The 13,901-nt window shown below is 40.8% G+C and carries 12 protein-coding genes; 10 read left to right on the forward strand and 2 right to left on the reverse strand.

Annotated elements, in window-relative coordinates; all coding sequences use genetic code 11:
- Positions 1 to 11 precede the first annotated feature (11 nt).
- The 7 genes from F542_RS03665 to lpxA all read left to right on the forward strand — a co-directional run bounded on the left by F542_RS03665 (position 12) and on the right by lpxA (position 7,922).
- Positions 12 to 881: a phosphatidate cytidylyltransferase gene (locus F542_RS03665; RefSeq protein ID WP_015432875.1), complete on the forward strand. Its 870-nt coding sequence runs from the start codon at positions 12 to 14 to the stop codon at positions 879 to 881.
- Positions 882 to 890: 9 nt separating this feature from the next.
- Positions 891 to 2,210 carry an RIP metalloprotease RseP gene (gene rseP, locus F542_RS03670; RefSeq protein ID WP_025266930.1) on the forward strand — a complete coding sequence of 440 codons (1,320 nt, stop codon included), beginning with the start codon at positions 891 to 893 and terminating at the stop codon, positions 2,208 to 2,210.
- 51 nt (positions 2,211 to 2,261) lie between these two features.
- On the forward strand, positions 2,262 to 4,643 hold the full coding sequence (bamA, locus tag F542_RS03675; RefSeq protein ID WP_025266931.1) for an outer membrane protein assembly factor BamA: 2,382 nt from the start codon (positions 2,262 to 2,264) through the stop codon (positions 4,641 to 4,643).
- An 86-nt stretch (positions 4,644 to 4,729) separates the two neighbouring features.
- Entirely contained in the window at positions 4,730 to 5,581 is an 852-nt protein-coding gene (locus tag F542_RS03680) for an OmpH family outer membrane protein (RefSeq protein WP_015432872.1), read from the forward strand.
- Positions 5,581 to 6,606, forward strand: a complete 1,026-nt coding sequence (lpxD, locus tag F542_RS03685) for a UDP-3-O-(3-hydroxymyristoyl)glucosamine N-acyltransferase (protein ID WP_015432871.1) — start codon at positions 5,581 to 5,583, stop codon at positions 6,604 to 6,606. Before F542_RS03680 ends, lpxD begins: the two co-directional genes overlap by 1 nt.
- An 88-nt stretch (positions 6,607 to 6,694) precedes the next feature.
- A complete protein-coding gene (fabZ, locus tag F542_RS03690; protein ID WP_231495171.1) occupies positions 6,695 to 7,102 on the forward strand; it encodes a 3-hydroxyacyl-ACP dehydratase FabZ in 408 nt (135 codons plus the stop codon).
- Between the two features lie 25 nt (positions 7,103 to 7,127).
- A complete protein-coding gene (gene lpxA, locus F542_RS03695) occupies positions 7,128 to 7,922 on the forward strand; it encodes an acyl-ACP--UDP-N-acetylglucosamine O-acyltransferase (RefSeq protein WP_015432869.1) in 795 nt (264 codons plus the stop codon).
- 105 nt (positions 7,923 to 8,027) lie between these two features.
- Here the strand turns inward: lpxA and pntB are convergent, their stop codons facing one another.
- Positions 8,028 to 9,431: a Re/Si-specific NAD(P)(+) transhydrogenase subunit beta gene (gene pntB, locus F542_RS03700; RefSeq protein ID WP_015432868.1), complete on the reverse strand. Its 1,404-nt coding sequence runs from the start codon at positions 9,429 to 9,431 to the stop codon at positions 8,028 to 8,030.
- A gap of 10 nt (positions 9,432 to 9,441) precedes the next feature.
- The gene (gene pntA / locus F542_RS03705) at positions 9,442 to 10,983 is read right to left on the reverse strand and encodes a Re/Si-specific NAD(P)(+) transhydrogenase subunit alpha (RefSeq protein WP_025266932.1); all 1,542 of its coding nucleotides are present in this window, start codon (positions 10,981 to 10,983) and stop codon (positions 9,442 to 9,444) included.
- 251 nt (positions 10,984 to 11,234) lie between these two features.
- On the opposite strand from pntA, the gene F542_RS03710 reads away from it, so the two are divergent.
- The 3 genes from F542_RS03710 (at position 11,235) to mreD (ending at position 13,897) form a co-directional block, all read left to right on the forward strand.
- The gene (locus F542_RS03710; RefSeq protein WP_015432866.1) at positions 11,235 to 12,287 is read left to right on the forward strand and encodes a rod shape-determining protein; all 1,053 of its coding nucleotides are present in this window, start codon (positions 11,235 to 11,237) and stop codon (positions 12,285 to 12,287) included.
- Positions 12,288 to 12,377: 90 nt separating this feature from the next.
- Positions 12,378 to 13,409 carry a rod shape-determining protein MreC gene (gene mreC / locus F542_RS03715; protein ID WP_025266933.1) on the forward strand — a complete coding sequence of 344 codons (1,032 nt, stop codon included), beginning with the start codon at positions 12,378 to 12,380 and terminating at the stop codon, positions 13,407 to 13,409.
- Positions 13,409 to 13,897, forward strand: a complete 489-nt coding sequence (gene mreD, locus F542_RS03720; protein ID WP_015432864.1) for a rod shape-determining protein MreD — start codon at positions 13,409 to 13,411, stop codon at positions 13,895 to 13,897. Before mreC ends, mreD begins: the two co-directional genes overlap by 1 nt.
- Positions 13,898 to 13,901 lie beyond the last annotated feature (4 nt).

Below are 13,901 nucleotides of genomic sequence, written 5' to 3' on the forward strand. Positions count from 1 at the left end.
AGGAAAAGAATATGCTAAAAGAACGAATTTTATCTGCTATCGTGATGATTTTAGTGGTCGTTGGGGCGCTATTTTTACTCTCTCCATTGCCTTTTACGATAGCACTTGCAACATTGATTGTTATTGCAGTGTGGGAATGGGCACAATTTGCTGGTTTTAAACGAGCGATTGCGCGGGCGATAGTGGCCTTTGTTGCGACATGTTTGTTTATTTTTCCTATTATGGCGGCAACTAATCAGATTCAGGCTAGCCGTTTTTTAACCGATGAAACTGCGCCTTTGCTATTTATTGGTGTGATTTGGTGGGTTGTTGCACTTTTTTTGGTGATAGGTTATCCAAATTCTGCGCGTTTTTGGGCAAAATCGGTAAGTGCTAAATTTATTTTTGCTTTTTGTACCCTAGTGCCTTTCTTTATTGGTACGCTAGCGCTGCGTTTCTATCAATATAATACAGACCAATACCAAGGGCTATATGTCTTGCTATATGTCTTTTTGCTTGTCTGGGGAGCGGATTCAGGGGCTTATTTTGTTGGTAGAGCGTTGGGTACACACAAATTAGCGCCTAATGTTTCTCCAGGAAAATCAATTGAGGGCGCGATAGGTGGTATTTTCTCATCAGCAGTGATCGCTTTACTTTTCTTAAAATTAACCCCTGAAAATGTATTTGGACGCGAACTTGAAATGATTCCGTTTTTAGTCTTATCCGTTTTAACCGTTGCTGTGTCAATTTTAGGTGATTTGACAGAAAGCATGTTCAAGCGCCAAGCAGGAATTAAAGATAGCAGTAATCTTATTCCTGGGCATGGTGGGATTTTAGATCGTATTGATAGCCTAACGGCTGCAGTTCCTGTTTTTGCTACAGGTTTTTTCTTCTTTCTATAAGGAATAATAGTGACTTCATTCCTCGCATTTTTCATTCTCATCTGTGTATTGGTATTTGTCCACGAGTACGGACATTTTTGGGCAGCACGGCGTTGTGGGGTAAAAGTTCTGCGTTTTTCTATTGGTTTTGGTAAAGTACTGTGGCGTAAAACCGATAAGCATGGTACGGAATTTGCTTTTTCTCTGATTCCGCTCGGTGGTTATGTACAGATGTACAATGGGGAACCAGAGTTCCATGCGGCTTCTTCGCAAGCACTTAAAAATAAAAGTCTGTTACAGCGTACTTTTGTGGTGATCGCAGGGCCAGCAGCTAATTTTATTTTCGCTATTTTGGCTTACTGGGCTGTCTTTGTTATTGGGATGCCAACGGTAAAACCAGTGGTTGGAGAGGTATTACCAGAAACAATTGCAGCGAGTGCGGGCTTAACGCCAGAGCTAGAAATTAAGAAAATTGATGGGCAATCTGTGCAAGATTGGGAAGAGGTCACTTTAAGCTTAATTGGCAAAGCAGGGAAGTCTTCAGTAATACTAGAAGCTAACCATGTTGATGAAAATATCACCCAGCAATTTTCGCTTAATTTGAGTCATTGGAATATTGATGGGACGAAAGAAAACCCATTAACTACTTTAGGGGTTCGCCCAAAACGTGCAAGCGTGGAACCTATTATCCATGCTGTAGTCGAACAGTCCGCTGCAGAAAAAGCAGGTTTACAACCCAATGATAAAATTATTACGGTAAATCATCAGCCTATGGATTGGCAATCGTTGGTTGAAACGGTGCAGACAGGTAAGACATTGGAATTAGAATTAGAACGTGACGGACAGCGTTTGAATGTGATGCTACAGCCAATTTTTTCAGCGAAAAATCAGCAGTATCTTATCGGTATTCAACCGACAGTTCAGCCCTTAGCTGCAAAGTATCGAACTGAATTAAAGTATGATATTCTTAGTGCTTTTTGCAAAGCTCTTGAGAAAGTTGCCAGTCTGGTAAAAAACATTATACAGTTTGTGTTTAGCCTAATTACAGGTGATATCTCTTTTAAAAATGTCGGTGGGCCAATTGCGATAGCAAAAGGTGCGGGATTAACCGCAGAAATTGGCTTGATTTACTATCTGAGCTTTATGGCATTAATCAGTGTTAATTTAGGGGTTATGAATTTGTTCCCTATTTTACCATTGGATGGAGGACAGCTCGTTTTATTGGCTGTTGAGGCTATTCAACGTAAGCCATTATCTGAGAAAATTCAGTTAAGGTTTCAGCAAATCGGTGTAGCTTTTGTACTGACTCTGATGGTTTTTGTCTTATTTAATGACTTAATTCATTTCTGATAACAAGCGGTCAGAAATTCAAATAATTTTACAAACTAATAGGATCTTTCAATGAAAAAACTATTACTTTCTACGTTATTAGCAGCGAATGGAGTAGCTTTCGCTGCGCCTTTTGTTGTTCAAGATATTCGTGTTGATGGGGTGCAACCTGCAACAGGCGAAGCAATAATTGCTAATATTCCTGTTAAAGTTGGACAACGTGCTACCGATAATGATGTTGCCAATGTGGTACGCCAATTATTTGTACAGAATTTATTTGATGATGTGCGAGCAACTCGTGAAGGCAATACTTTAGTGATCAAAATTACGGAGCGCCCGATTATCAATAAAGTGGATATCGTCGGTAATTCCGCTATTCCCAAAGATCCTTTAGAGCAAAACTTAAAAGCAAACTTAATTAATAAAGGTGAAGTGTTTGATGCTCAACGCTTATCTGCATTTAAAGAAGCATTATTAGAGCATTATCACTCTATGGGGCGCTACTCTGCGCAAATTGATACTCAAACTGTGCGTAATGAAAATGGTGGAGTTGATATTAAATTAGATATTAAAGAAGGTGATGTTGCTTACGTAAAACGGATTAATATTGAAGGAAATCAAGCGTTTAGCAGCAAAGAATTGATCAAAAGGCTTGATATTCAACCGGATGTTTCTTGGTGGAACATTTTCCAGAGTAGTAAATTTGAGCAACCTGCGTATAACCGTGATTTAGAAAATCTACGTGATTTTTATTTAAATCAAGGCTATGCGAAATTTGCTTTAACTGGAACAGATGTGCAGTTTAGCGATGATAAAAAAGAGGTGGATTTAACCTATAAAATTAGCGAAGGTCTTCCGTATCATATCAGCGCAATGCAAGTGGTTGGTAATACTGGGAAATTAGATAAAGAATTGAGTGGCGCATTGAAGGGCTTTGAAGCAGGACAATTATTCCGTAAAAGTGATTTAGTGAAGATAGAAGAAGAACTCAAAGAGATTTTAGGCAGAAATGGCTACGGCGCGGCAAAAGTTGATCTTTACCCAGTATTTGATGATGAAAATAAAACCGTTCGGATTAATTTCGTCGTGGATGCCGGAACACGTATGTACGTGCGTAAAATTCGCTTTGAAGGCAATGATGTCACTGCAGATTCAACGTTACGCCGTGAAATGCGTCAGCAAGAAGGTGCATGGCTATCGACTTCAGCAGCAGCTTTAGGTAAATCTCGTCTAGAGCGTACTGGCTTCTATGAAAGCGTTGATTTAAGCTACCCTGTGGTAGAAGGTACGGATGATCAAGTGGATTTGGTATATAAAATCCGTGAGCGCAATACAGGTAGTATCAGCTTTGGTATTGGTTATGGAACAGAAAGTGGTATTAGCTATCAAGCTGGGATCAAGCAAGATAACTTCTTAGGTATGGGGTCAACGATTAGTCTGAATGGTACACGCAATGACTATGGTACAAGCGTGAGTTTAGGCTATACCGAACCATACTTTACTAAAGATGGCGTAAGCCTTGGTGGAAACGTATTCTATGAAGATTACGACAACTCAAAAAATGACAATGTAGCGAGCTATAAACGTCGTACTTATGGGGTAAATGGGACTTTAGGTTTCCCTGTTGATGAAAATAACTCTTACTACTTAGGGTTGGGTTATACGCACGATACGATTAAAAATGCACGTCGTGAATATAACCGTGAGTTATATGTACGTTCAATGAATTATCCGATTGATGACAATTCGGATTATTACCCAAGAATTAAGGCAAATGACTTCGATTTTTCATTTGGTTGGAACTATAACAGTCTTAACCGTGGTTACTTCCCAACAGAGGGTAGCGTAGCATCCATTGGTGGTCGTGTTACAATTCCTGGCTCTGATAATAAATTCTATAAAATCAGTGCAGATTTCCGTAACTACTATCCATTAAACCGCGAACATAAATGGGTACTGTCCACAAAAGCAGGGGTATCTTATGCAAATGGCTTTGGCGGTAAATTATTACCGTTTTATCAAAATTATAGCTTAGGTGGTATCGGCTCTTTACGAGGCTTTGCTTACGGCGGGGTTGGGCCATTAGCAATTTATCGTGGTGATAATGGTGAATTCACCCATGTAAATGGCGATGTTGTTGGCGGAAATGCGATTGCAACAGCAAGTGTAGAACTTATTGTGCCAACGCCATTTGTGAGTGAAAAATTCCAACATAATGTAAGAACTTCGTTCTTTGTTGATGCTGGTAGCATCTGGAATACGAAATGGAAAAAAGATGTTTACCCAGGTTTAGATAATTACAAAGATTATAAACGTGTGCGAGCATCAGCAGGGATTGCGTTCCAATGGAACTCTCCAATCGGCCCATTGGTATTTTCTTATGCGAAACCGTTTAAGAAATATGAACGAGATGAGCTAGAACAATTCCAGTTTAGCATTGGTGGCTCATTCTAATTCTTGCAAGCGGTGTAATATTCAGGATATTTTGCAAGAATATTTCAAACTCACCGCTTATCTCTTTTATTTATTAAGGATGTTTTATGAAGAAATTATTTAAATTAGCAGCAATTAGCAGTGCATTAGCATTCGGTGCAAATATCGCTCAAGCAAGCGATAAAATTGGTTTTGTTAATAGTGGTTTTTTAGTGCAAAATCACCCTATTGCGGTGGAAGCAGAGCAAAAATTTGCTGCTTTTATGCAAGAAAATCAATCAAAATTTGAAGCGGAAAGCAAAGCTTTAGCAGAGGAAGAGCAAAGCCTGATTGCAGAGCGCGATAAAATTAATGCAAAAGATCGAGCGTTAGCTGAAGAAGGGCAAAAATTTGAAGCTGAGGTGCAAAAATTCCAAAAAGATCAAACTGCGTTAGAAAGTGCAATCAAATCTAAAATGGCAGAATTAGATAAAAATACGCGTTTATCAACCAAGCAAAAAAATGCAGAGTTAGAAAAAGCGTTAGGCAAGCGCATGAAAGATATCGAAAATCGCGGTAAAGCATTGCAAAAACGCCAAGCAGATTTTGCTAAAAAAGCAGAGCCTTTCCAAAAAGAAGCGGCAGATTTCCAAAAGAAAGGTGAAGCTTTTGAACAAAAAGCTCGAGCTTTCCAAGAGCGTATTGAACAAGCAAATAAAGATGCAGGAGGTTTATCACCTGTAGAAGTACGTCAAAATGTTGCTAAAAGCATTGATAATGCAATTAAAAAAATTGCTAAAGATAAAGGTTATACCATCGTACTTCCATTAGAGGCGTCTGCACCAATTTACCTAGCTGATGAAAAGGCAGATTTAACCGAAGCTGTATTTTTAGAAGTGGGGGGAAAATTACCTTTGGAACAACCGAAAGCTGAAGAGAGTAAAGCAGAAGAAACTAAACCTGAAGAAGCGAAAAAATAATGAAGATATTCCGTTTAGCAGAGCTGGCGGAGCAGATCGGCGGTACTCTTAAGGGTAACGCCGATTTGGCTATTCAAAGCATTAGCGCATTGTCTAATGCAACAGCCCAGCAGATAACTTTTATTTCTAATATTAAATATCGTTCACAGTTGTTTGAAAGCCAAGCTGGGGCGATTATTGTCACTCAAGGCGATGTTGAGTTTTGTCGAGCAGATCAAAATCTCATTATTGTAGATAATCCTTATCTTGCTTATGCTCAATTGGCACAATATATGGATAATACGCCCAAAGCTGCGCATGGCATTGCATCTAGTGCTGTCGTATCTCCTGATGCCAAATTAGGGCAAAACGTTTCGATTGGGGCAAATGCTGTGATTGAAAGCGGTGTGGAAATTGGCGATGATGCAGTAATTGGTGCCGGTTGTTTTATTGGCAAAAACAGTAAAATTGGGGCGAGAACTCAACTTTGGGCAAATGTATCCATTTATCATCACGTACAGATAGGTACTGATTGCTTAATTCAATCATCAGCTGTGATTGGTAGCGACGGTTTTGGTTATGCTAACGATAAAGGTCAGTGGATTAAAATTCCGCAAACAGGTGGTGTTATCATTGGTAATCGAGTTGAAATTGGTGCTTGTACCTGTATTGACCGAGGTGCTTTAGATCCAACGGTGATTGAAGATAATGTCATTATTGATAACCTTTGCCAAATTGCTCACAATGTACATATCGGTTACGGCACAGCAGTAGCTGGTGGGGTGATTATGGCTGGTAGCTTGAAAGTAGGGCGTTTCTGCCAAATTGGGGGCGCAAGTGTGATCAACGGTCATATGGAAATTTGCGATGGTGCAATTATTACCGGTATGGGTATGGTAATGCGTCCAATTACTGAAAAAGGTATCTACTCATCAGGTATCCCATTGCAGCCTAATAAAGAATGGCGCAAAACTGCAGCATTAGTAATGAATATTGATGAAATGAATAAGCGTTTAAAGATGCTTGAAAAACGTTTAAGTGAATAATTTTTCTTAATTTTGAAGAGGTTTTACAGTGACAACGGAACTACAAACAGAAAATCGTGAGCCGAGAATTATCGAAGTAACCGAGATTATGGAAATGCTACCGCACCGCTATCCATTCTTATTAGTGGATCGAGTGGTGGATTTTGAAGAAGGACAGTGGTTACGAGCCGTAAAAAATGTGAGTGTTAATGAGCCATGTTTTACAGGTCATTTCCCGAATACACCGATTTTCCCAGGCGTATTAATTTTAGAAGCTATGGCACAAGCCACTGGTGTACTAGCGATCAAAAGCTATGGAAAATTAAAGGAGAATGAGCTTTACTATTTTGCTTCTATTGATAATGCCAAGTTTAAACAACCCGTTGTACCAGGCGATCAAATGGTTATCGAGGTAAACTTTGTGAAAGAAAAACGCGGCATTACATTATTTACAGGCAAAGCATTAGTGAATGGCAAAGTTGCCTGTGAGGCAGAATTGAAATGTGCTCGCAGATAATAGACCTTAGGTTCCGGGAGGTAATATGCAATTAATTGATCCTACAGCCAAAATTAGCCCGCTTGCCGTGATTGAAGAAGGTGCGGTTATTGGAGCTAATGTTGAAATTGGCGCTTTTTGTGTGATTGGTAAAGACGTTAAAATTGGCAAGGGTACAAAAATCCATTCGCATGTTGTTATTCAAGGCGATACTGAAATTGGTGAATACAACCAGATTTTCCAATTTGCCAGCATTGGTGAAATTAACCAAGATTTGAAATATAACAATGAGCCAACAAAAACCATTATTGGTCATCGAAACCGTATTCGAGAGAGTGTAACTATTCACCGTGGTACAGCACAAGGCGGTGGTGTAACTCAAGTAGGCGACGATAATTTATTTATGATTAACTGCCATATTGCACACGATTGTAAAATTGGTAATCGCTGTATTATTGCTAATAATGGTACGCTGGCAGGGCACGTGACACTTGATGATTTTGTGATTGTTGGTGGAATGTCTGCTATTCACCAATTTGTGGTCATAGGTTCGCATGTGATGCTTGGTGGAGGCTCGATGGTAAGTCAAGATGTCCCACCTTATGTGATGGCGCAAGGCAACCATGCCAGACCGTTTGGTGTAAACTTAGAAGGGTTAAAACGTCGTGGGTTTGAAAAAGCGACTATGCACGCCATTCGCAATATCTATAAATTGATTTATCGCAGCGGTAAAACAATCGAAGAAGTGCTTCCTGATATTGAACAGTTTGCTAAAACAGAAGCCGCTGCTAGCTTGTTCCTTGATTTCTTTAAACGTTCAACTCGAGGCATTATTCGTTAATAGCAAGCGGATAGTTTTTAACTAAATTTTGCAAAAATTTATTAAACTCAGTGTTTGTAAATCTTAAAAAGCCGCATCTTGATGCGGCTTTTGCATTTAAGTAATTTACAGCGCTTTCAAAATATCGTCCACACGTTCTTTGGCATCACCAAATAACATTTGGGTATTTTCTTTAAAGAACAGTGGATTTTGAACACCTGCATAGCCTACTGCCATTGAGCGTTTAAACACGATAACGTTTTGTGCTTTCCACACTTCTAACACTGGCATACCTGCAATTGGGCTTGATGGATCGTCCATTGCCGCTGGGTTTACCGTATCATTTGCCCCGATAACCAATACTACGTCAGTGTCCGCAAAATCGTCGTTGATTTCGTCCATTTCAAGCACCACATCGTAAGGTACTTTTGCTTCTGCCAGTAACACGTTCATATGCCCTGGTAAGCGACCAGCCACTGGGTGGATGCCAAAACGCACATTTACCCCACGTTCACGCAATTTCGCTGTGATTTCTGCGACTGGATATTGTGCTTGAGCCACAGCCATACCATATCCTGGTGTGATAATCACAGAGCTTGCATTTTTGAGCATTTCAGCCACTTCTTCTGCGGTGGTTTCACGGTGTTCGCCGTAGTCTTGCTCTGAGCCTGAAGCTTGAACTTCTGTGCCGAAACCGCCAGCAATCACGCTGATAAATGAGCGGTTCATCGCTTTACACATAATGTATGAAAGAATTGCACCAGATGAACCCACTAATGCACCAGTTACGATAAGCAAATCATTACTTAACATAAAGCCAGCCGCTGCTGCTGCCCAACCTGAATAAGAGTTCAACATTGACACCACTACTGGCATATCCGCACCACCGATAGAAGCCACTAAATGCCAACCGAATAGCAGTGCGATCGCTGTCATCACTAATACAGGGAAAAGATTTTCAGGTTTGTTGATAAAGACGATCATCAACAAGGCAGAAACCACTAATGCCGCTAAATTCCATTTATGTTTGTGTGGAATGTTTAATGCTGCAGAGGAGACTTTTTTTCCTAAGAATTTACCGCTTAATTTACCGTATGCGACTAATGAGCCTGAGAAGGTTACCGCACCGATAAAGATACCTAAGTAAACTTCCACATTGTGGATGGTTTGCATTGCGGGTTCTAAATCGTGAGCAAGTCCATAGCTATTAAAGCCAACCAGCACTGCGGCTAAACCTACAAAGCTGTGCAGGATTGCCACAAGCTCTGGCATTTCGGTCATTTCCACTTTTAACGCTTGGCGGATACCGAGATAGCCCCCAATCGCCATTGCGATTAAGATAAATAAAATGCCTGAAAAGCTTGATGTGGATTCTGGCCCGAAAATCGTTGCGACTAAGGCAATGCCCATACCGACAATACCATACCACGCCCCAGCTTTGGCGGTTTCGTGTTTGGAAAGCCCTGCAAGGCTCATAATGAAAAGAATTGCTGCGATGATGTAGGCAGCTTGTACTAAACCAAATGACATTGTTGCCCCCTTAACCTTTTCTGAACATCGCTAACATTCTTTGGGTCACTTTAAAGCCACCAAAGATATTGATACTTGCCACTAAAATCGCAATAAAGGCAAGAATACTGATAAAGAAATTACCGCCTTGTGCAATTTGTAGTAAAGCCCCCACGATGATAATGCCCGAAATCGCATTCGTTACCGCCATTAATGGGGTGTGTAAGGCGTGGCTAACATTCCAAACTACATAATAACCGACCACGCAAGAAAGGACGAAAACGGTAAAGTGAGAAAGGAATGCCGCAGGTGCGACTGACATAATGAGTAAGAAGGTTAAAACCCCCGCACCTAATAAGCCATATTTCACTTTTGGATTTGCAGGTTTTTCTGCTTTTTCAACCGCTTGTTCAACAGGTTTTGCTTGTTGTTGCGGTTGAGCAGAGACTTGAATTGGTGGGGCAGGCCAGGTAACTTCACCATCACGGATCACGGTTACACCACGTTGAACCACATCTTCAAAATCAATGAAGATATTGCCATCTTTCTCTTTGCAGAGCAGTTTAAGCAAGTTCACTAAGTTTGTGCCGTAAAGTTGTGAAGATTGAGTTGGTAAACGGCTTGGGAAATCGGTATAACCAATCACTTTCACTTGATTTTCAGTGGTGACTACTTTACCTGCTTCGGTATAGTCGCAGTTACCGCCCGTTGCTGCCGCTAAGTCCACAATTACCGAACCTGGTTTCATTGAATCTACCATCTCTTTGGTAATTAAGCGTGGTGCTTGTTTACCCGGAATAGCTGCAGTGGTGATAATAATGTCAACCTCTTTGGCTTGTTCTGCATAAAGTGCCATCGCACGTTTATTGAACTCTTCCGACATCACTTTGGCATAGCCATCGCCACTACCGCCTTCTTCTTGGAAATCAATTTCCAAAAACTCAGCACCCATGGATTGCACTTGCTCTTTCACTTCTGGGCGAGAGTCAAAGGCACGCACAATCGCACCTAAGCTATTTGCCGCCCCGATAGCTGCAAGACCTGCCACACCAGCACCAATCACAAGCACTTTTGCAGGTGGTACTTTACCTGCGGCGGTAATTTGCCCAGTGAAGAAACTACCAAATTCGTGAGCGGCTTCAATGACGGCACGATAGCCTGAAATGTTTGCCATTGAACTGAGTGCATCAAGAGATTGAGCACGAGAAATACGAGGGACAGCATCCATCGCTAACACGTTAATTTTTTTCGCAGAGAGTTTTTCCATTAACTGCGGATTTTGTGCAGGATAGATGAAAGAGATAAGGGTGGCCCCTTCTTTGATAAGCGCAATTTCATTATCGTTGGGTGCATTCACTTTTAAAAGAATGTCCGCAGCCCACACTTCTTCTGCTTTGCCGATTTTAGCACCTGCTTGTGCAAAAGCACTATCTTCAAAGCTGGCTTTAAAGCCGGCATCGTGTTCTACGATTACCTCAAAGCCCAATTTTAAGAGCTGTTGAACCGTCTTTGGCGTTGCCGCTACGCGACTTTCGCCATTCAACAATTCTCTTGGTACACCTATAAGAAGCATAAAAACTCCTATTGGTTAAAATGAGAACGGGTTGTAAAAAGAGCTTAACTGTACCATTTATTTTTATGGTTGGGTAAAATTTTTCTAATCAATTCAGGAAATCTGTCGTGAGTGGGCGAAATAAAAAAATTCTCACTGATTTTCAATTTAATGTTTGGTGTTATAAACGCTTTTTTGTTATATTTACGCCAATTTTTGCCCCTGTTTAACAGGGGATAATTTTATAGCAAGTTTGATTTACGGATTTCTTTATGTTTAAAAAATTTTTAGGACTTTTCTCTAATGACCTTTCTATCGACTTGGGTACAGCTAATACGCTTATTTATGTAAAAGGACAGGGTATCGTGCTTGATGAACCTTCTGTCGTAGCAGTGCGCCAAGATCGTATTGGTTCAGCTAAAAGTATCGCAGCCGTTGGCTCTAATGCAAAGTCAATGTTAGGTCGCACACCGAAAAGTATCGTGGCTATTCGCCCAATGAAAGATGGTGTAATTGCTGATTTCCATGTGACTGAGAAAATGTTGCAGCACTTTATTAAGCAAGTTCATAGCAACAATTTTATGAAACCTAGCCCACGTGTTCTTATTTGTGTTCCAGCAGGTGCTACCCAAGTAGAGCGTAAGGCAATTAAAGAATCGGCAATGGGAGCAGGAGCGCGAGAAGTTTATCTAATTGAAGAGCCAATGGCTGCCGCTATTGGTGCAGGTTTGCCAGTAACAGAAGCTGCGGGATCTATGGTGATTGATATCGGTGGTGGTACAACAGAGGTTGCGGTGCTTTCTTTAAATGGTATTGTGCATTCTTCTTCTGTGCGTATTGGTGGTGATAAGTTTGACGAGGCGATTATTGCTTATGTGCGCCGTCACTATGGTTCTGCAATTGGTGAAACAACGGCTGAGCGCATTAAGAAAGAGATTGCTACAGCAGTTATCCAAAGCGAAGATGAAATTAAAACGACAGAAGTACATGGCCATAACTTGGCAGAAGGTGCGCCACGTACCTTTGAATTAAATTCAAAAGACGTGTTAGAAGCGATTGAGCAACCATTATCAGGCATTGTTGAAGCGGTTAAAGGAGTATTAGAGCAATGTCCTCCAGAGCTAGCAGCAGATATCTTTGAGCGAGGCATGGTTTTGACAGGTGGTGGTGCATTATTGCAAAACTTAGATGTATTGCTTTCTAATGCAACAGGTGTTCCGGTGATTGTTGCTGAAGATCCATTAACTTGTGTAGCACGTGGTGGTGGTAAAGCATTAGAGATGATCGATACTCATGGTGGCGATCTATTTAGTGACGATAACTAAATTTATTTGAGATAGATAGCGCCAAATGGACAATAAGTTTTTATTGTCCATTTCATTTTTTCCTTCCATTACGATTTTAGTGAAATTCAGATGAAGCCTATGTTTGCAAAGACTCCTTCGCTGGGGGTTAGATTTTTTTTAGCAGTTACTATGTCTATTGCATTGATTTTGCTTGATGGAAGAAGCAATGCAATGATTCAGATGCGTAACGTGCTAGAAAGCGCGGTGAGCGGGCTTTATTATTTTTCAAATACACCAAGAACGGTTTTGGATGGGGTGAGTAATAATTTCATTGGTAGCCAAAAACTACAGTTAGAGAATCAAGCCTTAAAGCAACAACTTTTAGAAAAAAATAGTGATTTATTATTGCTTGATCAACTCAAGGTTGAAAATAATCGTTTACGCTTATTGTTGAGCTCTCCACTACGTCAAGACGAATATAAAAAAATTGTTGAGGTGCTGACGGCAGAAATGGATGCTTATCGACAACAAATTATCATCAACCAAGGTAGTCATGATGGCGCATTTGTTGGGCAACCAGTAATTGATGAACGAGGGGTGGTTGGGCAAGTTATCTCTGTAGGAGAGACGAGTAGCCGAGTATTGCTTGTTACTGATGTAACTCATGGTATTCCAGTCCAAGTTTTACGTAATGATGTGCGCGCTGTAGCAAATGGCACGGGACATAACGATGAGCTAATTTTAGAAAATATGCCACGAGGAGTGGATATTGAAACAGGTGATGTTCTTGTCACCTCTGGCTTAGGGGGGCGATTTCCAGAAGGTTATCCAGTTGCCATTGTGGAAACAGTTCAAAATGATGGTTCAAGTCATTTTGCGCGAGCCACCGCACGTCCGCTTGCTTCATTAGAGCGCTTGCGTTATCTCTTGTTATTATGGCCGATGGGTGAAGACCGTCATAAATCACTTTCTCCTCAGGGCGTACGAGACGTTGTTGAAGAACGTCGTAATAGTTTAAACCCGATTGAGCGAATGAATAAAAAAGAAAAACTTAATCCGGATGTTAAGCCTGAACCGAAAGAGAATAATGAAATGCTAGAGAATTCAGAAATTGAGCTGGATGACGGTGTTGATCACAGCACTGAAGAAGGGGCTGAGTAATGCGGCATAATATCATTTTCAAATTACTCATCATTGCCTTTCTTTTTACCGTTGCGTTTGTGCTTGAAATAATGCCATGGCCGGTTGGTTTTCAAGGTCTACGTCCAGCTTGGATTGCGTTAGTACTCATTTACTGGGCATTGGCATTACCGAATAAAATTAGTGTAGGCACAGCCTTTGCTGCTGGCATTGTGTGGGATCTGATCCTTGGCTCCATTTTGGGGATTCATGCCTTAGTTTTATCAGTAGCGATCTATTTTGTGGCGAAACATCACTTAATTTTACGTAATCTGTCACTCTGGTTGCAAGGTATATTAGTGATGGCATATGTTGTCTTAATTCGCCTTTTTATTTTCTTGGTAGAATTAGTGCTACACGGAGCAGAATTTAATAGCCAAGAATTACTTGGTGCGGTCATTAGCGGTGTACTCTGGCCGTGGATTTTCTTGCTAATGCGTCAAATTCGACGAGGTTTACATTTACGCTAAATGC

The sequence above is a fragment of the Bibersteinia trehalosi USDA-ARS-USMARC-188 genome, from assembly GCF_000521725.1.
In the GTDB taxonomy this organism is placed as follows: Bacteria; Pseudomonadota; Gammaproteobacteria; order Enterobacterales; family Pasteurellaceae; genus Bibersteinia; species Bibersteinia trehalosi.

Excerpts from the sequence above, each read along its gene's own strand:
- F542_RS03665 (WP_015432875.1), top strand. The coding sequence starts at position 12 with ATGCTAAAAGAACGAATTTTATCTGCTATCGTGATGATTTTAGTGGTC.
- bamA (WP_025266931.1), top strand. The coding sequence starts at position 2,262 with ATGAAAAAACTATTACTTTCTACGTTATTAGCAGCGAATGGAGTAGCT.
- F542_RS03680 (WP_015432872.1), top strand. The coding sequence starts at position 4,730 with ATGAAGAAATTATTTAAATTAGCAGCAATTAGCAGTGCATTAGCATTC.
- lpxD (WP_015432871.1), top strand. The coding sequence starts at position 5,581 with ATGAAGATATTCCGTTTAGCAGAGCTGGCGGAGCAGATCGGCGGTACT.
- fabZ (WP_231495171.1), top strand. The coding sequence starts at position 6,695 with ATGGAAATGCTACCGCACCGCTATCCATTCTTATTAGTGGATCGAGTG.
- lpxA (WP_015432869.1), top strand. The coding sequence starts at position 7,128 with ATGCAATTAATTGATCCTACAGCCAAAATTAGCCCGCTTGCCGTGATT.
- pntB (WP_015432868.1), bottom strand. The coding sequence starts at position 9,431 with ATGTCATTTGGTTTAGTACAAGCTGCCTACATCATCGCAGCAATTCTT.
- pntA (WP_025266932.1), bottom strand. The coding sequence starts at position 10,983 with ATGCTTCTTATAGGTGTACCAAGAGAATTGTTGAATGGCGAAAGTCGC.
- F542_RS03710 (WP_015432866.1), top strand. The coding sequence starts at position 11,235 with ATGTTTAAAAAATTTTTAGGACTTTTCTCTAATGACCTTTCTATCGAC.
- mreC (WP_025266933.1), top strand. The coding sequence starts at position 12,378 with ATGAAGCCTATGTTTGCAAAGACTCCTTCGCTGGGGGTTAGATTTTTT.
- mreD (WP_015432864.1), top strand. The coding sequence starts at position 13,409 with ATGCGGCATAATATCATTTTCAAATTACTCATCATTGCCTTTCTTTTT.